General features: G+C 52.8%; 22 protein-coding genes. 9 read left to right on the top strand and 13 right to left on the bottom strand.

Annotation, left to right across the window (positions count from 1 at the left end):
* Window positions 1–179 precede the first annotated feature (179 nt).
* A complete protein-coding gene (locus tag BVC71_RS14055) occupies window positions 180–2,375 on the top strand; it encodes a M10 family metallopeptidase C-terminal domain-containing protein (protein WP_086452333.1) in 2,196 nt (731 codons plus the stop codon).
* On the opposite strand, the gene BVC71_RS14050 is transcribed toward BVC71_RS14055, so the two are convergent.
* The 3 genes from BVC71_RS14050 to BVC71_RS14040 are packed head-to-tail and all read right to left on the bottom strand — an operon-like array spanning window position 2,372 to window position 5,171.
* The gene (locus BVC71_RS14050) at window positions 2,372–3,055 is read right to left on the bottom strand and encodes a sulfotransferase (protein WP_086452332.1); all 684 of its coding nucleotides are present in this window, start codon (window positions 3,053–3,055) and stop codon (window positions 2,372–2,374) included. The two genes, BVC71_RS14055 and BVC71_RS14050, sit on opposite strands and share 4 nt — an antisense overlap.
* The gene (locus BVC71_RS14045) at window positions 3,052–3,930 is read right to left on the bottom strand and encodes a glycosyltransferase family 2 protein (protein WP_086452331.1); all 879 of its coding nucleotides are present in this window, start codon (window positions 3,928–3,930) and stop codon (window positions 3,052–3,054) included. The genes BVC71_RS14050 and BVC71_RS14045 overlap by 4 nt, the downstream gene beginning before the upstream one ends.
* Window positions 3,927–5,171 carry a glycosyltransferase gene (locus BVC71_RS14040; protein ID WP_086452330.1) on the bottom strand — a complete coding sequence of 415 codons (1,245 nt, stop codon included), beginning with the start codon at window positions 5,169–5,171 and terminating at the stop codon, window positions 3,927–3,929. The genes BVC71_RS14045 and BVC71_RS14040 overlap by 4 nt, the downstream gene beginning before the upstream one ends.
* A 159-nt stretch (window positions 5,172–5,330) precedes the next feature.
* Between BVC71_RS14040 and BVC71_RS14035 the strand changes: the two genes are divergently transcribed.
* The 3 genes from BVC71_RS14035 to BVC71_RS14025 all read left to right on the top strand — a co-directional run bounded on the left by BVC71_RS14035 (window position 5,331) and on the right by BVC71_RS14025 (window position 7,817).
* On the top strand, window positions 5,331–6,092 hold the full coding sequence (locus BVC71_RS14035) for a DUF2793 domain-containing protein (protein ID WP_086452400.1): 762 nt from the start codon (window positions 5,331–5,333) through the stop codon (window positions 6,090–6,092).
* A 91-nt stretch (window positions 6,093–6,183) separates the two neighbouring features.
* The gene (locus tag BVC71_RS14030; protein WP_165767785.1) at window positions 6,184–7,281 is read left to right on the top strand and encodes a DUF3500 domain-containing protein; all 1,098 of its coding nucleotides are present in this window, start codon (window positions 6,184–6,186) and stop codon (window positions 7,279–7,281) included.
* On the top strand, window positions 7,281–7,817 hold the full coding sequence (locus BVC71_RS14025; RefSeq protein WP_133064551.1) for a hypothetical protein: 537 nt from the start codon (window positions 7,281–7,283) through the stop codon (window positions 7,815–7,817). The genes BVC71_RS14030 and BVC71_RS14025 overlap by 1 nt, the downstream gene beginning before the upstream one ends.
* Before the next feature lie 36 nt (window positions 7,818–7,853).
* On the opposite strand, the gene BVC71_RS14020 is transcribed toward BVC71_RS14025, so the two are convergent.
* From BVC71_RS14020 to BVC71_RS14010, 3 genes are all read right to left on the bottom strand, one after another.
* Window positions 7,854–10,163, bottom strand: a complete 2,310-nt coding sequence (locus BVC71_RS14020) for a Tex family protein (RefSeq protein ID WP_086452327.1) — start codon at window positions 10,161–10,163, stop codon at window positions 7,854–7,856.
* A 90-nt stretch (window positions 10,164–10,253) separates the two neighbouring features.
* On the bottom strand, window positions 10,254–12,782 hold the full coding sequence (locus BVC71_RS14015) for a hybrid sensor histidine kinase/response regulator (protein ID WP_165767784.1): 2,529 nt from the start codon (window positions 12,780–12,782) through the stop codon (window positions 10,254–10,256).
* Between the two features lie 130 nt (window positions 12,783–12,912).
* On the bottom strand, window positions 12,913–13,455 hold the full coding sequence (locus BVC71_RS14010; protein WP_240516870.1) for a glutathione peroxidase: 543 nt from the start codon (window positions 13,453–13,455) through the stop codon (window positions 12,913–12,915).
* 107 nt (window positions 13,456–13,562) lie between these two features.
* Between BVC71_RS14010 and BVC71_RS14005 the strand changes: the two genes are divergently transcribed.
* Window positions 13,563–14,765: an AMP-binding protein gene (locus BVC71_RS14005; RefSeq protein ID WP_086452325.1), complete on the top strand. Its 1,203-nt coding sequence runs from the start codon at window positions 13,563–13,565 to the stop codon at window positions 14,763–14,765.
* Window positions 14,762–15,826 carry a thiolase family protein gene (locus BVC71_RS14000; RefSeq protein ID WP_086452324.1) on the top strand — a complete coding sequence of 355 codons (1,065 nt, stop codon included), beginning with the start codon at window positions 14,762–14,764 and terminating at the stop codon, window positions 15,824–15,826. Before BVC71_RS14005 ends, BVC71_RS14000 begins: the two co-directional genes overlap by 4 nt.
* Before the next feature lie 6 nt (window positions 15,827–15,832).
* Here BVC71_RS14000 and BVC71_RS13995 read toward each other — a convergent pair whose 3' ends face one another.
* The 7 genes from BVC71_RS13995 to repA form a co-directional block, all read right to left on the bottom strand.
* Window positions 15,833–16,504 (bottom strand): nitroreductase, encoded by a 672-nt coding sequence (locus BVC71_RS13995; RefSeq protein ID WP_086452323.1) that lies wholly within the window; start codon window positions 16,502–16,504, stop codon window positions 15,833–15,835.
* Window positions 16,504–17,055 carry a biotin transporter BioY gene (locus BVC71_RS13990; RefSeq protein WP_086452322.1) on the bottom strand — a complete coding sequence of 184 codons (552 nt, stop codon included), beginning with the start codon at window positions 17,053–17,055 and terminating at the stop codon, window positions 16,504–16,506. Before BVC71_RS13990 ends, BVC71_RS13995 begins: the two co-directional genes overlap by 1 nt.
* Before the next feature lie 33 nt (window positions 17,056–17,088).
* Entirely contained in the window at window positions 17,089–17,703 is a 615-nt protein-coding gene (locus BVC71_RS13985; protein WP_086452321.1) for an energy-coupling factor transporter transmembrane component T family protein, read from the bottom strand.
* The gene (locus BVC71_RS13980; RefSeq protein WP_086452320.1) at window positions 17,684–18,388 is read right to left on the bottom strand and encodes an energy-coupling factor ABC transporter ATP-binding protein; all 705 of its coding nucleotides are present in this window, start codon (window positions 18,386–18,388) and stop codon (window positions 17,684–17,686) included. The genes BVC71_RS13985 and BVC71_RS13980 overlap by 20 nt, the downstream gene beginning before the upstream one ends.
* A gap of 32 nt (window positions 18,389–18,420) precedes the next feature.
* Window positions 18,421–19,545, bottom strand: coding sequence for a plasmid replication protein RepC (gene repC / locus BVC71_RS13975; RefSeq protein WP_086452319.1), 1,125 nt, complete (start codon window positions 19,543–19,545; stop codon window positions 18,421–18,423).
* A 179-nt stretch (window positions 19,546–19,724) separates the two neighbouring features.
* Entirely contained in the window at window positions 19,725–20,624 is a 900-nt protein-coding gene (repB, locus tag BVC71_RS13970; RefSeq protein ID WP_086452318.1) for a plasmid partitioning protein RepB, read from the bottom strand.
* Window positions 20,614–21,813, bottom strand: a complete 1,200-nt coding sequence (repA, locus tag BVC71_RS13965) for a plasmid partitioning protein RepA (RefSeq protein WP_086452317.1) — start codon at window positions 21,811–21,813, stop codon at window positions 20,614–20,616. Before repA ends, repB begins: the two co-directional genes overlap by 11 nt.
* Window positions 21,814–22,028: 215 nt before the next feature.
* On the opposite strand from repA, the gene BVC71_RS13960 reads away from it, so the two are divergent.
* The 3 genes from BVC71_RS13960 to adh all read left to right on the top strand — a co-directional run bounded on the left by BVC71_RS13960 (window position 22,029) and on the right by adh (window position 25,128).
* Window positions 22,029–22,970 (top strand): GAF domain-containing protein, encoded by a 942-nt coding sequence (locus tag BVC71_RS13960; protein WP_086452316.1) that lies wholly within the window; start codon window positions 22,029–22,031, stop codon window positions 22,968–22,970.
* Between the two features lie 99 nt (window positions 22,971–23,069).
* On the top strand, window positions 23,070–23,474 hold the full coding sequence (locus tag BVC71_RS13955; RefSeq protein WP_086452315.1) for a hypothetical protein: 405 nt from the start codon (window positions 23,070–23,072) through the stop codon (window positions 23,472–23,474).
* Between the two features lie 133 nt (window positions 23,475–23,607).
* Window positions 23,608–25,128, top strand: a complete 1,521-nt coding sequence (gene adh, locus BVC71_RS13950) for an aldehyde dehydrogenase (RefSeq protein ID WP_086452314.1) — start codon at window positions 23,608–23,610, stop codon at window positions 25,126–25,128.
* Window positions 25,129–25,168 lie beyond the last annotated feature (40 nt).

Here is a 25,168-nt window from a genome sequence, read left to right as displayed (position 1 = left end):
TTTAGTGCGAGAAATTACGCCCGATAATGGCGAATAAAGGGAATGACTATCAACAAAATATACTCAATAAAGAAAATTTGATGATGCGTTTTCATCAAAATGACAGATTTGGTTATCATTTTGCATACAACCTGACGTATTACGTACGACGCCACTGTTTGTAAGAGAGTTCGCCCGTCATGTGCCATTTATGTTTGTTTGCGTTGCAACAATCGACCACCGAAATTTCGGCGGACCAAAACGCGATCTATGGCACTGTCGGCAGTTATGTCGATGAAACCAGCGATGCGGCAGCCTCAACCCAAACATCGTTTTCAATCGACGAAGGCGAATTTTTCTACGGGACTTTGACAAACAACGATACCGACTGGATCGAAGTAACGCTTTCGGCCGGCGAAACCTACGTATTCGGCCTAACTGGTTTGGGCGTAGCCGAAGGTGGCGTCGGAGATACCTACCTTCGCCTCTATAATGCATCTGGTGTTTCGGTCACATCCGATGATGATAGCGGTCCCGGGCTTTTCAGCGAAATGACTTACACGCCAACAACGACGGGCACATATTTCATTTCGGCCTCTGCCTTTTCGGGGACAGACACGGGCACCTATGGGCTCAGCTTTAGCACCGGAAATATCCCAGTTTATTCTGCCGATATGATCGTCGCGGCCCTTCTGCGGTCTGAAACAACGTGGGCGTCTAGCGCACAAACCCCAGTCGAAGTCACTTGGGCATTTCGGTCAAGCGGGAACGCAGAAGACGGAAATGGATCGTCTACAACCTTCTATCAATTGACCAACGGTCAACAGACGGCAGTAACTGCCGCAATGGCCTATTTAGAAGGTATTTCCGGCCTAACCCTGACCCAACAAGGCGTGGGCGGCACCTCTAACGACGCGACAATCCTGTTTGGTGCGTACCAATCAAGCAATGACTACACGGGCGCATACGCCTATTTCCCCGGCTCTACCGCAAGCACAAACAATTCTGGTGATGTTTGGCTGAATAACTACTACGTTGACACTGGAACAATATCATACGGGACCTATTCCGACTTTGTATTGTTGCACGAAATTGGACACGCATTAGGCATGTCGCACCCGGGCGACTACAACGCGGGCACCGGCCCAATTACTTATGCAAACAATGCCCAATTCACCGCTGACAGCCGCCAATATTCAGTGATGAGTTATTTTGACGAAAGCCAAACAACGTCGAATATGCCCGTCTATCCACAATCATTCTTACTGTACGACATCGCCGCGCTGCACGCGCTTTATGGTGCGGATTATACCTATAACAGTGGAAACACTGTTTATGGGTACAATGCAACCGTGACTGGCGCATTTGATTTCGATGAAAACAGCACGCCGCTGCTATCAATATGGGACGGCGCAGGGACAGATACCATCGACCTGTCTGGATATAACAACGATCAAATCCTATCGCTAGTCGAAGGCACATTTTCCAGCGTTCTGGGGTATGATGGCAATATTTCAGTGGCTTATGGCGCTGAAATTGAAAATGGCATCGGCGGCGGCGGCGACGATACGATCACTGGTAACGCTTTAGCCAACGAATTGATTGGCAACACGGGCGATGACTTAATCTATGGTGGCGATGGTAACGATGTTATCTATGGCAATCTGAACCACGACACGATCGAAGGCGGCGCGGGCGCTGACACCATTCGCGCTGGATGGGGCAATGACTCGGTCATGGGCGGTGCTGGTAACGATGAAATCTACGCTTATCTTGGCCACGACTGGGTTTATGGCGAAGCAGGAAACGACACGATTTATGGCGACCGCGGACGCGACGTTTTAAACGGCGGTACGGGCGATGATTACCTGCATGGCGGCGCGGATAACGATTTCTTAGCTGGCGAAGAAGGCAACGACACAATCATCGGCGGCGACGGCAATGATCAGCTATTTGGTTACATCGGAAATGACACACTTAGCGGTTGGGCAGGTAATGACACTCTACGCGGTGGCGATGGCAACGATTTCCTAGCTGGCAACGCAGGCAACGATAAACTGTACGGGATGGACGGTAACGACCAACTATTTGGCGATGTCGGAACAGATACGCTGTCGGGCGGCACGGGCGATGACCTGATGCGAGGCGGGGGCGGCGTTGACGTCTTTATCTTTGATGATGGCAATGACGTGATCGGCGATTTTACGGACAACGTGGACACGATCCAATTGAACCGCTCTGAACTGAGCCTAAACGGGTATTCCGTTCAAGATGTGATCGACCTTGCAACCGTATCAGGGTCTGATTTGGTCGTTGATTTCGGGAATGGCAACACATTGACGCTGCGGGGCGTTACGGATGCGTCGATCCTGTCAGACGATCTGGCGTTTATTTAATGGTGCAGCCTTTGCGCCAAAACCTTATGTGTTTTGTCGACTTCTAAAGGTTCACCTAGCCATTCAAAAACAGGCTCTAACCCGCGCGGGTCGTCGCAAAAATCCGCATAATTGGTTTGAATTGCCCGCTCTGGATACCGTTGTGCGTAGTCCGCAAAACGGGCGTCCATTTGATTGACCAAATCAAAGACTTTCGCCTGATCCCAATCACGCCACCACGCCGATTTAACCACATCATGGCGGTCCCGACTGTTAAAGATGAACCGGGCGTTTTTGAAATGATGGTGCATAAAATCCAGCATCATCGGAAAATCATCACCCAGAGCGTTATAGCGTATTTCTTTGAACCCCATCCATCGCACGCTGGGTGGCGGCACGATGACGTTGTCAACGAATGCATCCACCATCGCCGCGCCGAACCGGACAGGGCGCATTTCATGTGCACCGTGCCAAGGGTGTTCGGGGCCTTTAGGCTCGGCACCCCAACTGAACCGAGTTTGCCGGATACGCCGCGCAGCGCCCCAAATGCATTCCATCACGTTGTGGTTTTCACCCCGAATGACTGTATCGGGCATTGTCATCAGCAAATTTTGCAACAGGGTCGATCCTGATCGCCCATATGTCACAATAAATACCGTGCCCTTTAGGTTCGGGTATTTTTTATCAAACCGATGCGTCATTTGACCTGCCTGATCTTTGGCCGAAAGAACAACCCAGATACCAAAGCGCGATAGATCGACAAACGCAGTTTAATCGGGCGTCCCTTCATCTGCCGGTGTACCCGTAGCCAAAACTCTGCAACACCCGCGTATCCAAACATCCGCAAACGTGCCGACGTTTCATTACGCGCGCCGAATTTGAATTTCCAAATCGTATCGGGCCGAACAAGTCCGTAATTAACACCTTTGTTTTCGGGTAGATCATGCACAACGATGCTGTTTGGGACGAATAGCCCAGGATGCGTCTGCGACAGACGCAATGTGTATTCCGCATCATCAAACCAAATGAAATACTCCGCGATCGGCAGACCATGCGCTTTGATTGCCCATCGAGGAATCAGGCAGGACACAAAAGAACACGACTGGACCAAAAACACGGGGTTTTCGGCACTATAATGGCGCGGCCAGTCCCAAACGGTATCGGGCGTATTCATTTCGCAGTGCGTTCCATCCGTCCATTTCACATGGCTACAGGCAAAGGGCGCCGCACGGCCCGTATCCTGTTTAAATCGGGCCAGACCTGACAACAGGTTCTGCACAGCATCTGTTTGCGGATAAGCATCATCGTCACTGACCCACACCAGATCCGCGCCGTCGTTATAGGCCCGTTCGATTCCCAACGAAAAACCGCCCGCTCCGCCAATATTTTCATTTAGTCGAACATAGGTGGCATCAGAATAATTTTCGCGGACGACGTCAGCCGTTGCATCTGTTGACGCATTATCAATGACATAGACAACGTCTGGTTTGCGCGTTTGATCGTTCAGCGCACGCAGTACCCGGCCCAATTTTTCAGAACGGTTATACGTTACGATGACGGCGGCCAGTTTCGTCACGGTTTTGTCCCGAATTCGCGATAATATTCGCTGATAACGCTATGCGCTGTTGGGCCAGAATAAAATCCCTGTAACGACGCAATTAGGCGCGCATATGTGTCTGCTGCAAATTCTCTGTCGCGCCAAAGCCGCCGTACGATTTGTTCAATCTCACGGACGGCCCTTACGGGGGACGCGTGAACCAACAATTCTGGCGGCAGTAATTCAGACATCGCGCCAACGTCAGTACAGATGGGAATCGCTCCACACTCAATTGCCTCGATCGCGACCAAAGCAAGGCCTTCGTTCGCGGACGGCAAAATCAGAACATCGCTATTGCGCAAGACCTCGCGCACATCCGCAGTTTCATCATGGAACTGCAAATGATCAACCAACCCCGACTTTTCTGCATAATCTTGGACAAAGCGCATAAATGGCCCCTGCCCCACCCAACTAAACTGGATATTCACGCCCACCTTTTTCGACCAACGCAATAAACGTTTCATAGCCCAGATGACCGTCATAGGACGTTTTTGATAAACAGCCCGCCCGACAAATGCGATGCATAACACACCGCGCTGTGCCAGATTTCTGGCTTCAGGCAGCTGAACCTGCTTCACCATGCGTCCTAGGTCGGCAGCTCGACCAAATTTATCGTTGTAGAAATTTGCCAGCGACTGACTAATGACATGCGTTCGATCAATATGATTGGACCAAACGCCCGAAATACGGACAAATCCGCCATCAAAATATTCGGGAATATGTAGGCTATCGACGACCCTCACCCACGGCGTTTGACGCCGAATAGCACCCAGCGACGCATACATCGGAACACAGTGGTGAATATGGACACCGACCACCTGTTCCCGCGTGATGATATCGACGATCGTTTTTGGCCATTCGGCCCGCGACTGGCCAGATAAATCGATAAACTCAGCGCCCTCCGGCAATACAGCACCATTCGATGCATGTTCCGTCACGACGATGACCCGAAACCCCAACACCAACGCCCATCCTATAGACTGAATGGCCAATGTTTCCGCGCCACCAACATTGGTCCAGTGCATTGCGATTATTATGGTTTTTCTGTCCGCGATTGCGGGGCATTTCGCATCCCCGCGGTCGGGGGCCGCGATAGGTTGCCACTGGTGTCGCGTGATACCGCGTGCAAGGAACCTTTCGCGCCAAAACAGTGCCTGTTCCAGCGCAACCGGCGCAATTTTATACCCACAGGTCAACGCGGAACGGTACGGTAAAGACATCTATCAAAACGGCCCTTTTAGTGATCTGACCATAGCGTGGCGTCCAATCCAACAAAAGCAAAAGGAGTTAACAGAATATTTTTTCTTTGCGCGGCGGACTAAGAAAACATTGAAACATGAACGCCTAGGTTACGGACAAATTCCATGTCAGAGGCGCCCATGTCCGATAACACCCCTTCCCTGCAGCTCCCTTATATTTTGCCAGCCCAAGCGCAAAAACATGTCACCCACAACGAAGCGCTAGATCAGCTAGATCAATTGGTCCAACTCGTCGTCACCGCGTATGATGCAACGACTCCGCCTGCAGAACCTCAAGAGGGCACCGCATACACAATCGGCAGCAACGCGACCAATGAATGGGCAGGGTTGGAAGGCAAAATCGCCAGTTGGCAGAATGGTGGTTGGGTTTTTACTGCGCCAAAATCAGGTTGGCGGGCATCAACACCCGCGGGTGATTTTCGTATCTTTGACGGCGCCGCGTGGAAAGATGCGCGCTGTTTCACAGGTTTGCACAATCTGCCCGCGCTTGGTGTCGGCGCGACTGCAGACGATTCAAACAAATTGGTTGTGTCGTCAGATGCCACACTACTCACCCACGCGGGTGCAGGCCATCAGGTCAAGATCAACAAATCAGGCGAAGCAAACACGGCGAGCGTTCTGTTCCAATCAAACTGGACCGGCCATGCAGAAATGGGCCTAAGCGGGTCCAACAATTTCAATATCAAGGTCAGCGCCGATAGCGGAAACTGGATCAATGCGATTTCAATCGCACCTGATGATGGGACTGTTACGATGGCATCAATGATGACGCTCACCCCCTCTGACGAACCAACGACACCTCTGGCAGGTACAGTTTATTTCGATAGCGCGACCGCGAAACTGCGATGTTATGATGGCAGCATTTGGAACGATTTATATTAATGACAGGGCCCAATTCGGGCCCTTTTCACTTTTGCGCGACGGAAAGGTCTACGTTCTGCGTTAGTCAGGTAAAATGACAAAAGGACAGGACATGAAACGAATTACGCTGGCTACATCCGCTGCTGCAATTGCGATTGGCTTGGGGTTGGTTGTTGCATTGCCCGAAATTTCAGATGCCCAAGGACGGAGCCTACAAAACCCGGCGGTAGATCTGACAATTTCTGACAACATCACGGTTCCCGCAGCTGACGAACAAACAAACGCGATCGTCGCTGCCGCGAATGCATATCTGGAAACGCTGTCAGACGAACAAGTCGCAGCGTCTATCTATTCCTTTGATGACAACCTACAGCGTGCAAACTGGTCGAATTTTCCAGACGGCGCAGTAAATCGCGGCGGGGTCATGATCGGTGACCTGAACGACGAACAGCGCGACGCGCTTTGGGCGCTGCTGAACACCGTGCTAAGCGACGAAGGCGTTCGCAACGTTGACCTGCAGCTCGCTGCTGAAGAAACCCTGAACGAAGGCGGGAATGGCGGCGTACGTTTCGGGCACGACTACTACTACACCTCGTTTCTAGGCACTCCAGCCGCTGACACACCGTGGATGTTCCAATTCGGCGGCCATCATCTGGCAATTAACGCAACTGTCGTCGGCCCAGATATTTCGTTCGGCCCATTGCTGTCGGGCGGCGAACCTTTGAACATCACGCATAATGGCGAAGAGGTTTACATCACCGAAACCGAAACACGTGCCGCACAGACCTTTATGGATGCGCTGGATGAAGCGCAGCAAGACGTGGCTATTGTCAGCTCTCGCTATATCAATCTGGTCGCAGGTCCAGGCGAAGATGACGCCATCATCGCACCCGAAGGCATCAAAGGCAGCGCCCTGAACATCGAACAAAAAGCGTTGTTGCTGGACGTGATCGCGGCCCGATTGATGATGCTGAACGCCGATGATTACGCAGCTAAATTCGAGACTGTTTTGGCCGAAATCGATGAGACCTATTTCGGCTGGTGGGGACCAACTGGCACTTTGGGTGGCGCTTATTTCCGAATTGTCGGCCCATCAATCGCAATTGAATATTCGCCTCAGGGCGGCGACGGCACACCAACAGATCACGCGCATAACATCATGCGTGAAACTGGCAACGATTACGGGGCAGCATGGATCGCAGCAAACTAATGTTACGTTCACTTACAGGTGCGGTTTTCCTAATTGGGACGACCGCGTCTGCGCACCCGCATTCCGACATTGATCAACAGCTGTTGATCACCTTAGGCGTTGATGACGCTGCGCTGACCTACGTCATTGTTCCGTCGATTGGGTCCGGCCCTGATTTTGTGTCCATGATCGATACAGATACCGATGGCACAATTTCCCCAGCCGAAGCCGATCAATTTGCGAACGCCATAGCGGCGGCGACGACAATTCTGGCGGATGATCAAACCGTGGAATTGTACGATGTATTCGCAATCATGCCACCCGTTGAGAACATCATGTCAGCGACCGCGCCAATCACGGTCAAAGCGACAGTTGAAATGCCTTTCGCCACGTCCGGGATACACAGCGTTGGCGTGGACATCGCATTCGATGCAATGTCCCACGACTGGTTTATTCAGCCTTTTTATCGGTCCGACCTAATTGATCTGACTGGAACGCCCGAATTGATGCGACAAAACGATACCAGCGCGATTAGCATTACGGCTCAGACACCCTAAAAATGCGCCGCACTCACTACGGTGCGGCGCAATGACTCAGCGTTTGCGCATCGCGGACAATAGCGCATCACCTAAGGCACCAGTTCCACTAGATTGTGGTTTGGAACTGTAATTTCCGCCCTTTGGGCCTTTGGGTTTGGGGCGCGACGGGCCACGCTCTGCCCGCGCTTCTTTCGCTGACGCTCCGCCGTCTTTGCGCATGGTCAGGCCGATCCGTTTGCGCGGAACGTCGACTTCGGTCACGGTCACGCGCACAACATCGCCCGTTTTGACGACCTCATGCGGGTCTTTAACGAAACGGTCGGCCAGCTGGCTGACGTGCACCAGACCGTCCTGATGGACCCCGATGTCCACAAACGCGCCAAAGGCGGCGACGTTGGTCACGGTGCCTTCCAACGCCATGCCGGGTTTCAGATCTTTGATATCTTCGACCCCGTCGGTGAATGTCGCCGTTTTGAACGTCGGGCGCGGGTCGCGTCCAGGTTTTTCCAGTTCGGTCAGAATATCGCGCACTGTCGGCAGGCCAAAGGTATCGTCGACAAACTGTTCGGCGCGCAGACCGCGCAATGCCTTTTCATCGCCCATCAGGCTGCGCACATCACGCCCACAGGCCGCCACGATTTTACGGGCAACGCCATACGCTTCGGGGTGGACCGATGACGCGTCTAACGGTTCCGACCCGTCGCGAATACGCAAGAAACCCGCGCATTGTTCAAAGGCCTTGGGACCCAAACGCGCGACCTTTAGCAGGTCTTTGCGCGACTGAAAGGCACCGTTGATATCGCGGTGCGAAACGATGGATTCAGCCAAAACAGGGCCTAAACCAGACACATGCGACAACAGTGCGGCCGATGCAGTGTTCAGGTCCACGCCCACTGCATTCACGGCGTCCTCGACCACGGCCTCTAGCGATTTCGCCAGTTTGTGCTGGTCCACGTCGTGCTGATATTGGCCAACGCCAATCGCCTTTGGTTCGATCTTTACCAATTCGGCCAATGGGTCCTGCAAACGTCGCGCGATCGATACGGCACCGCGCAAGGAGACATCTAGATCAGGGAATTCACGGGCCGCCAATTCGGACGCGGAATAGACCGAAGCGCCTGCTTCGCTCACCACAACTTTGGTCGGCGGCGTCACGGATTTCGGCAGCATTTTGATGGTGTCCGCGACCAAACGTTCGGTTTCGCGGCTGCCCGTGCCGTTGCCAATCGCGATCAGGTTCACGCCGTGTTTCGCGATCAGCGCCATCAATGCGGCCTGCGATCCTTGGACGTCCATTTTGGGCTGGAACGGATAGATGGTCGTGGTGTCCAGCACCTTGCCCGTTGGATCAACAACCGCGACCTTAACGCCCGTGCGAATGCCAGGGTCCAAACCCAACGTCGCCTTGGCCCCCGCGGGCGCGGCCAACAGTAGGTCTTTGAGGTTGCGAGCGAACACATTGATCGCTTCGTCATGGGCGCGGCTACGCAGATCGCCCAGCAGGTCCAGCATCATCGACATGGACAGTTTCACCCGCCACGTCCAACCCGCAACAGTGGCCAACCATTTATCGCCCGCCGTTCCGTGACGCACATCCAGATGGTGCGAAATCATCGACACCGCGCGTTCAACGCCCGCCTCGTCCGGAACGATATCGATGGTCAGGAAACCTTCGTTCGCGCCGCGCAGCATCGCCAGCGCACGGTGCGATGGCGCGTCCGCCCATTTTTCGCTGTGATCGAAATAGTCGGCGAATTTGGCGCCTTCGGTTTCTTTGCCTTCGATAACCTTGGCCGTGATCAAGGCGTCACGTTTCAGGAATTCGCGCAGTTCACCCAATAGCGCCGCGTTTTCAGCCAGACCTTCGACCAAAATATCACGCGCACCATTCAGCGCATCACGCGTCGTCGCCACGTTTTCGGTGATGAACCCAGCCGCGTGCACGTCAGGGTCCGTCGTACGATCCGACAGGATCAATTCGACCAAGGGTTCCAACCCGTTTTCGCGTGCTATCATCGCCTTTGTCCGGCGTTTGGGTTTGTAAGGAAGATAGATGTCTTCCAGCACCGCTTTGGTTTCGGCCTGATGGATGGACAGCGCCAACTCATCGGTCATTTTGCCCTGCGATGTGATTTCTTTGGCAATGGCCGCGCGGCGCGTTTCCAATTCGCGCAAATACACCAAACGTTCGGACAGAACCCGCAACTGCGTATCATCCAATCCCCCTGTTACCTCTTTGCGGTAACGCGCAATGAACGGAACAGTCGCGCCTTCGTCCAACAGAGCAACGGCCGCGCCGACCTGTTTTGGGGTTGCATTGGTATCTTTCGCAATCGTGTTTGCGATACGGGTAACGGTGTCCACTCAGGCCTCCTCATGGGAATTGGAGGAACTGTTTAGACCCTGAACCCCGAAACGGAAAGTCGGATTTCAACGGCACCGTTTACAAAGGCTTTATTCCGCCAAACGCGCCAGAAACGCCATCAAACGCTCCATGTCCAATGGTTTGGCCATGACCAAATCTGCGCCTGCAGCCTGAAACCTGTCGATGTCATTACCGACAGCTGCGGCCGTCAAACCGATAATCGGGAATTCATGTCCCTTCTCGCGCAGCCGTTTGATTAATTCGTCGCCTTCTAACTTTGGCATGAACAGATCGGTAATCACCAAATCAGGCGAATGGTTTTCCAGATACTCCAATGCCATCTGCCCATCCGACGCAACAGTCACAGACTTGAACAGTTTTGACAGACGCGATTTGGTGACCTCTGCAACCAAAGCATTGTCTTCGGCCAATAGTACATCCATTTTCGACGTATGTGCCATGGGCAAGGATTTCTTAGCCGGCTGAGGCGCAGACTGATCGGCGGCAATCGGTTCAGGCAACGAAATTGCGTAACAGGCCCCTTTCGGGATCGGCACATAAACGATCGCGCCGCCCAATAACTCGACCGTAGTTTTGGCGATATATAGACCCAGACCGCTACCATCAGCCTGGTTTCGCGGGTCCGCCCCACCGCGTTCAAATGGTTCAAACAGGCGCGGCACTTCGTCTTTGGGAACGCCAACACCATCATCGCGAATGGTCCACTGGGTCCAAGTTTCGCCAGTCGCTTCTTTTCGTTCTTCGAAATAGATTTCGACCTTTGTGCCTTTCGAATGGATCAACGCGTTGCGCACCAAATTGCCGATCAGTTGTTTGGCACGGGTCTGGTCACCGACACGGCGCACGTTCGCCCCAGCACCCAGATTCAACTCGATCCGCATCGACGATTTATGGGCCAGATCCTGATAGGTGTTGCGCACGGTTTCAGCCAATTGCGCCGGCAGGTAACTGGTTTTCACAATCGCCATATTTTGCGCCGGATTCACGGCCTGACGCATGTCCGTCAGAACGCCTAACAGTTGGTCGGATGCTTCCTCCATCCGGCTGCGGGTTTCTTCCAAATTCGTGTGATCCAAATCCTCGATCAGCATCGACAATACAGAGGCGGGGGTTCTGATTTCATGGCTGATGATCGAAAACATGCGACGCTGTTTTTCGTCTTTTGCCTCTAGATCGGTCAATGCATGACGCAGGGCAGATTCTTGCTTGTAGGCTTCGGTGATATCGACGACCAAACCATAGGCAAGGTTCGCGCCGCTTTCGCTGCGCTGCGCCCACACAAAGATGCGGATTATCACGTCGTCGCCGTCATCACGCGGGACACGCAAAATACGGTTAAACGACGTACCCGGTTCGACAACCCCAACGGCGATCAGTTCCTTTTGCGATTCTGGCGCAAACCGGCTGTATACATCGGCCACGTTTGAAAACACCCGCGGAATACCTGTGACGCGCATACCGGTGTGGTCTAATTGGATCACACCCGTTGATTGGTTCACCATGAAAATTCCAACGCCGGCAAAGTCACGCGCCACGTCCAAACGCGTAATACTATCGACAGCCGACGTTTCCCTTTCATGCTGCGCACCGCTTTTGGCAAGGATGATTGCAGCCAAATTCAACAGAGCAATAGAGTAGTATTCAAGCACCCCCTCTTGCGGCGATGCATAGACCACATCAGACAAATAAACGCCGGTCAAACTAGCATACAGACCCACCGATACGACCAGCGCCAAGGTCGCAGCACTGCTAGGCAGTAACAAAGCAAACGTACAGCCAGCGATGGCCGCCTCGATCCCGCTGGGACTGCCGTAGCCCATCGAATGCAGGGCAGCCAGCCCCACATATACCGCCACGGGCAGCGCGACATAATAGGCGTCTTTCCAACGTGGGCGATTGAAAAACAGCAGGATGAATACCAGAAAAACGGCGCAGCCACGCAAAACGCGGCGGATCGCCAAATCAATGTAATGGCCGTCGTAACCGGCCAAAGCCTGCGCGACATCAGATTGCGCGGACATAAACCGATCAAAGCCAAAGACCATGCACAGGTTTAAAACAAGGAACGCGACTTGCCCCGCAAACGCTAAAACCATGTCAGCCGAATAAGGGGACATTTTTGCGCGAAATTGGCCAAAGACCCACATCGCGATCGCGCCATTCAAAATGGCCGCGCCGACGTTCACAGCAAAAATTATGGCGACGACATTTGGCGCTGTTTGCAATAAATCGTACCAGTTCTGCAATTCCACGAAAGGCAAACAGAACGGCACAAATAAAACGGCAACAAAGGTTAAGGCCGGTATCCAAAATCGATGCGGTGGGTAAATCGCCAACCCGATGATCAACGAATAGAAACCGATGGAAGGCGAATATTGAATGATAAAGGCATTCGACCCGTAAACCGCAGAGCCGTATGACAACAAAATCGTCCAACCCAAAACGATCGGCAAAAAGAACAGCAAAAAGCCAAAAGGACGACGCCTGACTATTCTGCGTAATCGAAACAGACGAGATACCGCAAACCCATCACGCAGCGGTTCGGTACGATCCTCGGATCGCCGTAGCCCTGTATCTCCAATTGCACCTGTTACCACGTTTCTTTTGCCTCAAGCGAACGCACCTAAGCGCCGGAATATCCTGAATTACACGATGCGCAGGATCACAAGCGGGATCAACCCCTTACAGGCTGGGCAATAGTTCAGTTTCGTTTTTCATTAGGCGCAATTAGCGCGATACAGCTGCCTCAATTGCATCGGCAAATTGGGGGCTATCGGGGGTGACAACGCTACCCCATGTCCCGCCAATGGTGCCATCGCGCAGGATCAGAACCTTGTTAAAGTTCCATGTCGGTTCGAAACCGTGGCTTTCCTTGAACCAAACAAACAAAGGGTGCGCGCCCTGCCCTACCACCTGAGTGATGTCTGTCATCGGCATGGTCAGGCCAAAATTCAATTCACAGTAGGATTTGACCTCGTCGATCGAGTCCAGTTCTTGATTGAAATCGTCCGACGGCACGGTCAGGACGATCAACCCATCATCTGCGTATTCATCGTACAGATCCTGCAAACCATCGTACTGAGGCGCAAAAGCGCAGCGGCTTGCTGTGTTGACGACCAGAACAGGTTTTCCTGCCCAATCATCTGTTCGAATGAAACCACCGTCCGCCGAAACGAATTCCACTGACGGAACAGTGGTCGTCGCCGCAACAACTTGCGTTGCTGCAATCGCCAGAACAGCCGTCATACCAAGTTTACGCCAGAAGGTCATAGGATCGGACACCGTTAACAAAAAACTGACTTTAACAAATGAACCTGTTCGCCCTAAGGTCAATAGCAAAGCTGGCCCCAAGTCATGACCTAAGCTAAGGAGGCTTCATGGAACAGATGACCTCCTTGCCTTGTTTGCGTCCTTCGCGCACCTCTCGGTTGCTGCATTGTGGGTCGGCTATTGATCATCCTTATGTCGAACGATCGACCGGTGGGCGCGTCACAACGATCCGCCCTACCCCAGTCCGCCCCTCCCTGTTGCGGATTCTGGAATGCCTGTGGTCGGGTGCACCATTTTGCGTCACCAACGGTGCCGATGTTGATTACGATGACGACCCCGATGTCATCCATAGCCAAAGCTCTGGTTCAACTGGCGCGCCGAAACGCATCAGGCGCCATGCCTCTAGCTGGACAGCCAGTTTCGAGCAGAACAAAGACCTGTTCGGAATTACGTCATCAGACAGGTCTGTGATCCTAGGAAGCCTGGACAGTTCTTTATCACTCTATGCTTTGTGCGAAGGACTGCACCAAGGTATCACCGTTGACGTGGTTTCAGGCGAAAAACCAGCCGTTCAAAAAACCGCCCTGCAGGATGCTACTATCCTATACGCCACACCGACCCAAGCTCGCGTGGCGCTAAACCAACCTTTCCAGAACCTTAGGGTCATCGCAATCGGTGGCGGACATTTGGATGACAAAACCCGCGCGGCAATCAAACAGAACGCCCCAAATGCACGGGTCGTAGAATTTTATGGTGCAGCTGAAACCAGCTTTGTCACTATGTCCGATGACAACACGCCAGCTGGATCCGTTGGATCGCCCTACCCGTTTGTTCAAATTGAAATCCGTAACGCGGACAAAAACGGAATTGGTGAGGTCTGGGTGAAATCGCCCTATCTATTCGATGGCTATGCATCGCCCGAATTGGGCCAAACGCGGACGGACGGATCATGGGTGACGGTTGGCGAAATTGGCGCGCTGCGTGACGGTTACCTGTACCTTATGGGACGTAGCGACCGCATGTTCACCGTTGCTGACCGCAACTATTTCCCCGAACCGAGCGAGGCAAAGCTGGCCACGATCCTTGGCGTAGATCATATCGCCATTCTGCCACGCTCGAATGACATACGCGGCGCAGTGCCAATCATTCTATATCAGGGCGATATTGCTCCAGATCAGATGCAGGATGCGGCACGGCAATTGTTAAACGCTGACGCCCCGAAAAAGGCGTTCCGGCTGTCAACATTTCCTCTGACCCTTTCGGGCAAACCTGATATTGCAGCTCTTCGCGGAATGGTGGACCGTTTATGATCGACGCCCATATCATCGCAGCACGGCGCACAATCGTGGCCCCCAAGGGCGGCGCGCTATCCACCCTGTCATTACACGACATGGCGGCACCAGTGATACGCGCAGCATTAGACGACGCGATGATCGGCCCACACCAAGTCGATGAAGTCATCCTATCGAATGCGATTGGCGGCGGCGGCAACCCTGCCCGACTTGCCGCATTAGCCGCAGGGTTGCCCGAACACGTTGCCGGCCTGACAATCGACCGCCAGTGTGCCGGCGGATTAGATGCGATCGGTATGGGCCTCGCAATGGTCCGGTCGGGCCTTGCAAAGGTGGTTGTCGCTGGCGGATTGGAATCTCATTCTCGTCGCCCTATCAGAATGGCCGTTCCCATTGACGGCCCACCTGTTGCCTATGACAGACCGCCCTTTTCGCCTTGGCCTGACCGCGATCCTGACCTTCCTGTTGCGGCTGACGCGCTGAACATTCCACGCGAACGACAAGACGTCTGGGCTATGGACAGCCACGACAAAGCCATGAACTCGAGGACCGCGCTACGGTTTGAAATTGTCCCGCTCGGCGCCGAATTGGACGATCCATTTACACGCGACCTGTCGCCACGATTGGTTGCCCGCGCACCTGTTGTCACGGGGCAGTTGACAGCTGTCAACACGGCGGTCGCTGCTGACGCGGCTGCGGTAATTGTGATCGTAGCGGCAGATTTGATTACTCGTGCATCAGTACGAATTGATAAATACGTCAGCATCGGTGGAGACCCAGCACAGCCAGCATTAGCCCCGATCGAAGCAATCAATCGCCTTGGAACCCACGACATCGCTCAAGCTGAAATAATGGAGGCTTACGCAGCCCAATGCATTGCGACAGTTGATGCGACCGGCATTGATCCGAAAATCGTAAACCCAAAAGGCGGCGCGCTGGCACGTGGTCATCCGATTGGGGCGTCTGGGGCTATTCTGGCCGTGCGTCTGTTTCATGATTTGGCAGGCACCGGAAAGTCAGGCATCGCGGCGATAGCAGCCGCTGGAGGTATTGGGTCCGCCCTGCGAGTGACCGGTTGACAGCTGTCAACCGTCGAAACCTCGGAACGTAGTGAACTCTGCCAACGCAGCGCGTTCCGTACGAAAATCATTCACCGCAGCATCCGCCGCATATCCCAGTGCAATACCTGCGACCACGACCTGATCGTTAGGCAGCTCTAACACCTCATGCACCAAGTCACCGTAATTCGCGATAGCGCCAATACCACAAGCAGCTAAGCCAGCATCATGAACTGCAAGCAAAAACGTTTGGATCGCCATCCCCATGTCCATCCAACAGCCTTTGCCCATATCGCGATCAATCGAAATGATGATCCCAACGGGTGCGTCAAAGAAACGGTAGTTCCGTTCAAACTGCGCACGCCGACCATCCAAATCCCGCTTCTCGATTCCCAACGCTTGGTACAGCGCATACCCAGCCGTGCGTTGACGCGCCTTTAGCTGTTTCGACAGCGGGTTTGGAAAATACGAATATTCAGAAACCTGAGGCCGATCCGCTGCAATGCCGGCTGTCAACTGTGCGTTCAGGTCCGCCAACGGTTTGCCCGTTAAAACGTGAAACTGGCCCGGCTGTAAATTCGCGCCAGAGGGCGCACAGCGGGCCAGTTCCAAAAGATTTGCAATCGTCTGTTTGTCGACTGCACGATCTGTAAATTCGCGCACCGAACGCCGTTCACGTATGGTGCGCGATGTTTCCATTAGTGACGCGACAACAGGCTTTGTGGACGCGCTTTGGCCAATGCACCAACAATGATTGCCGTGAGCACAACTTTGACCAAGTCACCTGGGATATAGGTAACCATGATCGAAATCGACGTGCCCAGCGATTTGTCGGTCAGCATGTAGAAACCAAAGATGCCCATCACGTACAAAACAATGATACCGCCGATGAACGACGCGATGCCTGATGCTACGGTTGGATCAAACCGCAGTTTTTCCATGATAAGACCCGTCACAAACGCGGCGACAGGGAAACCAAAAATAAAGCCTGCAGTAGGGGACGCAAAAACGCCCAGACCACCACGGCCACCAGCTAACAATGGTAAACCTAGCGCGACAAGGCCAATAAACAGCAGGATCGAAAGACCACCACGTTTAGCGCCCAATACTGCGCCAGCAAGCATCACGCCCAGGCTTTGCGCTGTGACTGGAATACCCCAAGGCATCTGGATCGAAGGGATCAAACCCAAAACCGCAACCAATGCGGCGAATAGGGCGATCAGAACCAGATCATTTTCTTTCGATTGCATGTGCTCTCTCCCACTAAATGCTGCGCGTGCATATCAGGGTTTGTACGCGCCATCTAGCCCACCTTTGGCACGAAGGGCAGTGGCAACATGATCGGCGTCATCTAGTACGGACATGATTAAAGGCAGGATAATATAAAAGGTCGGGAATTTCGTGGATCTTGCTTTGAACGCCAGCTGCATCTGATTTGCGCGCGTGAGCAGGACCGGGACGAAACGCACAACCAATGCAATCGCTAAAGCAAGTGGTTTAGGTGACACACCCAAAAAACTGAGCGGCGACATCATGCGATAAGTCACATCAATCAAGTCATCCAATCGCGTCGTCAGCGTTACAAGATTAGCCAAAGCCACCGCAGTTGACAGCCGCAACACAATCGCGATCCCAGTTTGCGCATCTCCGGTCACAACGTGCCATATCAAAATAAAGGCTAACAGAAACCGTAGGGGCCGCATCATGCTCAGGCCAATTCGGGCGAAATAGACACTGAACGACAAATAAAGCCCGGAGGTCAAAACCGCAGCTAAGGCTAAATAAATTGGCGACTTAAGCCAGAATAGGGTCACAATGGCCCCTGACATCAGCGCAAGCTTTAACCCAGCCGACCATTTATGCAGCGGGGTAGGGATGTCAGAGGTCAAAGCCAGCATCGGCGGCCTCCATCGCAGCTAGAAAATCTGGCAACACAGCATCGGGCGTACCATCAGCAGCGATTTCGCCGTTTTCGATCCAAATCAATCTGTCATAGTCGCGAACTAATTCAGGGTCGTGCGTGATGTGAATTAGGCTCTGTTCCAGCCCAACAAAGCGTTTTTGCAGTGCCCGCTTTGTTGGAATATCCAGCCCACTAAATGGTTCATCAAGAACAATCACTTTTGGAGCCATTGCCAGCACCGACATCAAGCAGACCAACTGTCTTTGGCCTTGTGAAAAATTGGAAACAGGACGATCCGCCCAGTCCATTCGATTGAACCGTTTCAAAACCTCAACAGTACGAGTTTTCGCGTCGTGTTTTGAAGCACCTAATTGACGGATCCCAAACCCAATTTCCTCGGCCACTGTGGGGAAAATGATCTGATGATCAGGGTTTTGAAAAATGATTCCAACGGTGTTCAAGGCTGCAGGTCGATCATTCAAAACATCAACATCGTTGACCAGAACTTTGCCGCTATCTGGTTTGATTAGACCACAAATCGCTTGTGCAAGCGTTGATTTCCCTGACCCATTGCGTCCTACAATCGCGATGCGGCGTTCCGTCAGTTTCAAACTGACGTTAGATAGGGCGGTTCGATCGCCGTATTTGTACGTAATTGATTGAATGTTGATTGTGGTCATAGCGTGCAAAGGGTCTTAACCCTGTCCGGTTGTCAACTTGTTTGGCGTAACAGCGCAATGATCATGGGCATAGGAGAGAATGATTTTTTCTCAGCTTTTTGCGTGAGGCGTCGTAGGTAGCCGCCTGGTGATTTAATTTCACCCATTCTTTGCAAAATTCCTGCGGTCACAACAGCTGTGGTTTGTGGGCCCATGATTTTCATCGCATGTTCCCATGTCTCTGCTGTGATACCCATCATGGATTTGATGATGGACATGGATGAAATGAAATCATGCCAGTTTCGCAAAGGTCGATCGGCAAAATCTTGAATATCTGGGCATGCCTGTAGGACCATTGGCAATGGAACGGTGGTCTGTTCAGAGTCAGCAGTATTTTTATTTGAATTAGAATAGTGCCGCTCATTTTGGATGTCATTGCCGCTCATTTTTGGTGTTTGATTGGGGTTTATCCCCAGCCACTCCTTGATGTTGTCTACAAGGACAATCAGTGTCTGTTTCAGCTGGGATAGAGCCGATACATCCAATTTCCGACGTAGAAACTTTGCTAGCTCAGCTAGACGTGATTTTGGTTCGTCTAAATCGTATTTCAGGCCGATTTCGTGACTGTATTCGATGAGTTTGTCAGCGTCGCGTTTGAGGATGATAATCTCATTTCGTAGCTCTTTACGCTCGGCTTCTTTCTGGCGCTGCGTTTCTGCGGCTTCGATGATTTCTGATGCGCGAACAAGCAGGGGGCGCAGGTCAAAGCCATAGGCTTGTACGATGTCTCCAGAGCGCGACGTCATCGCGTAACGTTTTCCATTCGGGCTGTCGTTGCGCAAGATGAGACCCGATTTAACAAGCTTGCTGATGTGGCGGCGCAGTGTGCTTTCGGGCATACCATGGGCACGGTTTGACAGTGTGGCGTTGGACGGAAACACAATCAGCTGATCTTCTTGGTCAAGTTCTTCGGATTTGTGAAAACTGACTAATGCGTTCAATACGGCGATGTCGCGGTCGTTTAGTCCAAACGTTTTTTTCGCTGCGCATAGTTCGCGTAAAAGATCCCATTTGCGAACGCGTGGAAGGGTAGGGGCCTGTTGCCGAATTGCGGCTCGTTTGATTAGGCCAGCCGTTACCGGCCGCTGCCCAAAAGGCGTCGTTGAAATAACGTGCATGATTTTTCACATGGCAAAACTTTTTTGCCCGCCGCACACGACGCCCGTTGACAGCTGTCAACAAATAGCTCATTTTCGGAGGTGCTAGAACCGAAACGGGCCTTCTGGGGTGTTTGCCTCGGGGGGCCTTTTTCTTTTGTTTTGCTCGGTTGTGCCTCCTTAGTTTGTGTTTACTGCTCTTATTCTTCCGTAGACTGTTTCCAGCTACGGTGAATCTGGTCGAGATTGGCCAGTAGCCATTCGTCAAATCCATTGCGCGGCATCGTCAGAACCGTTTTCGATGGTTTACGGGCGACACGCGCGATTTCTTCGCCTTCGACCCGAATGATGTCGGGCATTGGCGCTGGGGCCTTTGGCGGGGTAAGGGCGCTAAAGACAGCTTCGAACCGGGCGTCGGATGTATCGCCTTTTGCAGCTGAAACCATGTCGCGGCCGTCTAATTTGTCCGACAATTTCATCCAACGATCACGACCGATAGATGGCGCGGCTCCGATCGCTTCGATTAGGTCCAATGGAACGCTGTCTGCCACGGAAAGCATACGTGAAATCAATGTCTTATCGACATTGAGGGCATCACAAATGACCTTGCGTTCATATCCTCCGTCACGCATCTGACGTGCAAAGTTTGCGCGTTCGATGAATGACAGGTCTTTACGGGCAGAGTTTTCCTGACCCTGCGCAATGACTAGTTCGCGGTCATTTAGAACGCGGACCATCGCGTTGACTGGGATGTTGAGCTTTTTCAACGCAGCGACACGGCGACGACCGTAAACAATCTGATAACGTTCAGGATCGTTCGGATTTGGGCGCAGCAAAACAGGAACCTGCTGGCCATACGCTTTGATACTATCGCACAGCGCGTCGATATCGTCTTTTTCCAGACGATCCTTCATTCCGGCGTCATCAATCATCCGCGGATCGACCTGAACGATCGAACGAGATTTCAGTTCAGCGATTGATTGGCTAACTGCGCCGATTGCACCTTTGGCGTAGCGTGGTTTTGCTGGATCCACCCGTGTTTCGGTTTGTGGTGCCGCAGCCTGATCCATCAGGCCGTTCAAAATGCCCTTACGCGCCATTGTTACGTCCCCATGCGTCTTGAATCAGTGTTTCGATTTCACTGCAAACGTTGGTGATACTTTCGATCGCACGATCATAGGTCGAACGCGTGAACTGTGATTTTTCGATTTCCCACAGAGTTTGCTTTGTCAGGCCAGCGTCAGAAATCGCTGTGGATTTCAGCATCGTGTGATTCAGAACGTGTTCGCCAAACATCGATCGCATAAACGACACCATTTGGTTTTGCGGACCGTCACCTGGTTCATAGCGTGTCACGACATAACGCAGCCAATCGTAGGACATGTCGCCGCCGGCTTCTGCCACGACGCCCAAAAGGTTCGATGTCATCAACAGGAATTGGCACATCGACATAACGTCCAACATTTGCGGATGAACGGTGACAAGCACAGCCGTTGCAGCAGACAGAGCGGACATCGTCAAAAAGCCCAACTGTGGCGGACAGTCGACGATGACAACGTCGTAATCATCTTCGACTTCGGCCAGCGCATCGCCGACGCGAGTAAAGAACAGACTCCCGTCCCGTTGAGCCAATGCACGCGGCGTGTCGTGTTCAAATTCCATAAGGTCCAGATTGCCTGGAATGATGTCCAGATTGCGGAAATATGTTTTTTGAATCACATCACGGATCGATACAGGATCATCATATCGGATCGCATCGTACAGGGTGCCGCCGTCCAGAAGGTCAAACTCTGGTTGGAAACCGTGCAATGCGGAAAAAGACGCCTGCGGGTCAACATCTACTGCCAAAACGCGATAGCCATCTAGCGCCAGTTTTTGCGCCAAATGTGCGGATGTGGTCGTTTTACCAGAGCCACCTTTGAAGTTGATGACCGAAATAACCTGCAAATGGTCGCCCGGGCGGCGTCCTGGCATATAGGTGCCGGGCACCTTGGCGCCCTTTTCCAGGTACTCGCGCAAAGCAACGATATCGTCGGGCGAATAAAAACGGCGACCATTGCCGCGAATTTCAGGGTCTGGCCCTTTGGATTCGAGACTAAGCTTGCGCAAATAGGCATCTTTCACACCCAACAGGTCTGCCACTTCGCCACTGGTAAACTTGCGCAATTCTTTTCGCGCATGTGGTGGGAATAGCTGTGCGCGATGCGCTTGTAGTCGTTCGGACAGCATTGCGGCATGCTGGCCTACGATGGTATCAATGCGCAAATTCGCCTTTGGGTGTTGGCCCATCTGTCTCTCTTTCTCGCCTCGGCCGTCTAACCGTTTGTTACGGTTTTTGCCGTTATTTCCGTTTTTTTCGTATATACATGCGACAGGATTTAGATTCTGGCAAGAGTTTTCCACAGGTTTGGGTGAAATTGGCTGTTTCGGAAAAAGAGTTGCCTTTTTCCCGAAGGTTGTTCCACTCTAAGGCCGAGGAGAAATCAGCCCTAATTGTTACGGATATGACGCATCAAGAGCATGTAGATCGCGTGATGGAAACGTTATCGTCGGGGTCGGCGGCTGCGCGGTCACGGCTGGCGGCCAGCTGGCAACGGTCAGCGCGAAACCACGGGCTGGATCCGTCTAATGTGCATGGCCGTGATGGTCTGATTCACAAAGACCTCGCTGAACGCAAGGAAAGGGCAGGGGCCTTTCTAAAGGTCGCAAATCCGCAGATGGATAATCTGTTCCGTATGATTTCGCATTCAGGCTGTGGCGTTTTGTTGACGGATGCAGATGGGATTATTTTGGAACAGCGCTGTGCGACGGCAGACAATGATGCATTTGATGATTGGGGCCTATCAGCAGGGCGCGATTGGAGTGAAGCCGCAGAGGGAACAAACGGTATTGGAACCTGCCTAGCCGAACAGCGGGCCGTTACCATTCATCGTGGCGATCATTTTATGGCGCGAAACATCGGGATGAGCTGCATCGATGCACCGATTTTCGGGCCAGAGGGGGAATTGATTGGCGCGTTAGACGTTTCATCAGCCCGAGCGGATCAAACAGAGGCTTATAATCGGTTGATGGGTGCAATGGTGTTGCAAACCGCGCAAACAATCGAAACTGAAGTTTTTCGCCAGACATATTCGGGTAAGCGGATCATTGTAACCGAAGGTGATGGGGCCGCATTGTTGGCAGTGGATGGCGATGACATCGTTATCGGCGCAACAAAGGCGGCGCGTCGGGCGTTGGGGCTAGCATCTAGTGGAGCGCTCGCGCCGCGTCCTGCCGTCGACCTGATTGGACGCGATGGCGATGGGGCAGGTTTAGACCGCGCCGAGAAAGCCGCTTTGGCACGGGCGTTGGCTCGGGCTGATGGGAACGTGACTGCGGCAGCCCGCGCGTTAGGGATCGGGCGCGCCACGATTTATCGATTAATGAAACGGCACGGTTTAAGTTAGGCCGCTGATTTGTGCACCCACGTTTAATCTAGACTAGAAGCGTGAGACGAATGAGTTACCATAAATCAATCTAAAGCCGAGTCGTTACAGGTCAGTTCCGTGATCACCTCTGTCGCAGAAAATGGATACATCCGTCACCGTTTTACCGGTGTCGTCGATGCAGACCAAGTGCGCGATTGGTACGCCACGTTGGATTTAACTAACGAAGCGACATCCGGTGGGATCTATGCGTTTATCGATTATTCGCAGCTAAAATCCATTACCAAAAAAGCAATGGATCTGATCGTTGATGTTCAAAGGGACGCTAGAGACGCTGGTCTGGTCAGGGTCGCCGTGGTTGTGAACTCTGGCATGTTGCAGCTTCAGACGGAACGTCTAGCGCGCAGTTCCGCCATATATAACGTGGAGCGATATATTTCGAGTGATCGCACCCCGAATTGGGAAGACGTTGCGAAGGCGTGGCTGATTCATGGGATCGAACCGTCTGCCTATCGTGGTGAATAACGGCGTCTAGAACTGTCTCAGATCTGAGACAAATCCAAAAACTCCGACTTTGGTCCGACTCCACAGGCACGTTTGTGTTCGTCATGGTGACCTCATCCCCACGAGAGGACGTGGGATCAGAGGAGGAAATATCATGAACGAGATGACTCAGGTCGTTGACTATTTCGTCAACCCATTCAAAGACCGCTATGACAACTTTATCGGTGGCAAATTTGTTGCGCCGAAAAACGGCAAATATTTCGATAACATCACCCCGATCACTGGCGAAGTTGTTTGCCAGATCGCACGTTCCGACGCAGCAGACGTCGAAGCAGCATTGGACGCAGCGCACGCAGCAAAAGACGCTTGGGGTAAAACCTCGGCTGCGGAACGTTCGAACATCCTGCTGAAAATCGCAGATCGTCTGGAAGAAAACCTGCACATCCTGGCGTCCGCTGAAACCTGGGACAACGGCAAACCAATCCGTGAAACTGTAAACGCAGACATCCCGCTGTCGGTTGACCACTTCCGTTACTTTGCTGGCGTTCTGCGTTCGCAAGAAGGCAACATGTCGGAAATCGATCACGACACCGTTGCGTACCACTTCCACGAGCCTCTGGGCGTTGTTGGCCAGATCATTCCTTGGAACTTCTCGATCTTGATGGCTGCATGGAAACTGGCACCTGCGCTGGCTGCTGGTAACTGTATCGTGCTGAAACCAGCCGAACAGACCCCTGCTGCGATCATGGTTCTGGCTGACATCATCTCTGACCTGCTGCCTGCTGGTGTTCTGAACATCGTTAACGGCATGGGCCCAGAGGTTGGCGGCCCGCTGGCAACATCGTCGCGCATCGCGAAAATCGCGTTCACCGGTTCGACCGAAACTGGCCGCATCATCATGAAAGCTGCGACCGAAAACCTGATCCCTGTTACGCTGGAACTGGGTGGCAAATCGCCAAACATCTTCTTTAAAGACGTGATGGCCGAAGACGATGCATTCTTGGACAAAGCAGTCGAAGGTTTTGTTCTGTTCGCGTTCAACCAAGGCGAAGTTTGCACCTGCCCATCGCGCGCCCTGATCCAAGAAGACATCTACGATGAATTCATCGCACGTTGTATCGAACGCGTAAAAGCGATCAAACAAGGCGATCCACGTGACATGAACACCATGGTTGGTGCTCAGGCGTCGCAGGAACAAAAAGACAAGATCCTGTCGTACCTGACCATCGGTCGCGAAGAAGGCGCAGAAGTTCTGGTTGGCGGCGACGCCGCACGTTTCAACGGTGATCTGGCAGATGGTTTCTACATCCAGCCGACCATCCTGAAAGGCCACAACAAAATGCGCGTCTTCCAGGAAGAAATCTTTGGCCCAGTTGTGTCGGTAACGACCTTTAAGGACGAAGAAGAAGCCCTGCAGATCGCAAACGACACCATGTATGGTCTGGGCGCTGGCGTCTGGAGCCGTGATGCGAACACCTGCTATCGCTTTGGCCGCGCAATCGAAGCTGGCCGTGTGTGGGTGAACAACTATCACGCATACCCAGCACACGCTGCATTTGGTGGTTACAAGCAGTCCGGTATCGGCCGCGAAACCCACAAAATGATGCTGGATCACTACCAGCAGACCAAAAACATTCTGATGTCGTACAACCCGAACAAACTGGGTTTCTTCTAGGACTGTATCCTCCAGCTACGGGCCGTGTTTTGGTCCGTAG

The sequence above is a fragment of the Marivivens niveibacter genome, assembly GCF_002150005.2.
GTDB classification, from domain to species: domain Bacteria; phylum Pseudomonadota; class Alphaproteobacteria; order Rhodobacterales; family Rhodobacteraceae; genus Marivivens; species Marivivens niveibacter.
This window is presented reverse-complemented; position numbering and strand designations above follow the sequence as displayed.

Bases quoted from the DNA above. Each gene is read 5' to 3' on its own strand.
- BVC71_RS14005 (WP_086452325.1), top strand. From the start codon at position 13,563: ATGGAACAGATGACCTCCTTGCCTTGTTTGCGTCCTTCGCGCACCTCT.
- BVC71_RS14050 (WP_086452332.1), bottom strand. From the start codon at position 3,055: ATGACGCATCGGTTTGATAAAAAATACCCGAACCTAAAGGGCACGGTA.
- adh (WP_086452314.1), top strand. From the start codon at position 23,608: ATGAACGAGATGACTCAGGTCGTTGACTATTTCGTCAACCCATTCAAA.
- repC (WP_086452319.1), bottom strand. From the start codon at position 19,545: ATGCACGTTATTTCAACGACGCCTTTTGGGCAGCGGCCGGTAACGGCT.
- BVC71_RS13985 (WP_086452321.1), bottom strand. From the start codon at position 17,703: ATGCTGGCTTTGACCTCTGACATCCCTACCCCGCTGCATAAATGGTCG.
- BVC71_RS14025 (WP_133064551.1), top strand. From the start codon at position 7,281: ATGTTACGTTCACTTACAGGTGCGGTTTTCCTAATTGGGACGACCGCG.
- BVC71_RS14000 (WP_086452324.1), top strand. From the start codon at position 14,762: ATGATCGACGCCCATATCATCGCAGCACGGCGCACAATCGTGGCCCCC.
- repB (WP_086452318.1), bottom strand. From the start codon at position 20,624: ATGGCGCGTAAGGGCATTTTGAACGGCCTGATGGATCAGGCTGCGGCA.
- repA (WP_086452317.1), bottom strand. From the start codon at position 21,813: ATGGGCCAACACCCAAAGGCGAATTTGCGCATTGATACCATCGTAGGC.
- BVC71_RS13990 (WP_086452322.1), bottom strand. From the start codon at position 17,055: ATGCAATCGAAAGAAAATGATCTGGTTCTGATCGCCCTATTCGCCGCA.
- BVC71_RS13980 (WP_086452320.1), bottom strand. From the start codon at position 18,388: ATGACCACAATCAACATTCAATCAATTACGTACAAATACGGCGATCGA.
- BVC71_RS14035 (WP_086452400.1), top strand. From the start codon at position 5,331: ATGTCCGATAACACCCCTTCCCTGCAGCTCCCTTATATTTTGCCAGCC.
- BVC71_RS14055 (WP_086452333.1), top strand. From the start codon at position 180: ATGTGCCATTTATGTTTGTTTGCGTTGCAACAATCGACCACCGAAATT.
- BVC71_RS14030 (WP_165767785.1), top strand. From the start codon at position 6,184: ATGAAACGAATTACGCTGGCTACATCCGCTGCTGCAATTGCGATTGGC.
- BVC71_RS14040 (WP_086452330.1), bottom strand. From the start codon at position 5,171: ATGTCTTTACCGTACCGTTCCGCGTTGACCTGTGGGTATAAAATTGCG.
- BVC71_RS13995 (WP_086452323.1), bottom strand. From the start codon at position 16,504: ATGGAAACATCGCGCACCATACGTGAACGGCGTTCGGTGCGCGAATTT.
- BVC71_RS13960 (WP_086452316.1), top strand. From the start codon at position 22,029: ATGACGCATCAAGAGCATGTAGATCGCGTGATGGAAACGTTATCGTCG.
- BVC71_RS14010 (WP_240516870.1), bottom strand. From the start codon at position 13,455: ATGACCTTCTGGCGTAAACTTGGTATGACGGCTGTTCTGGCGATTGCA.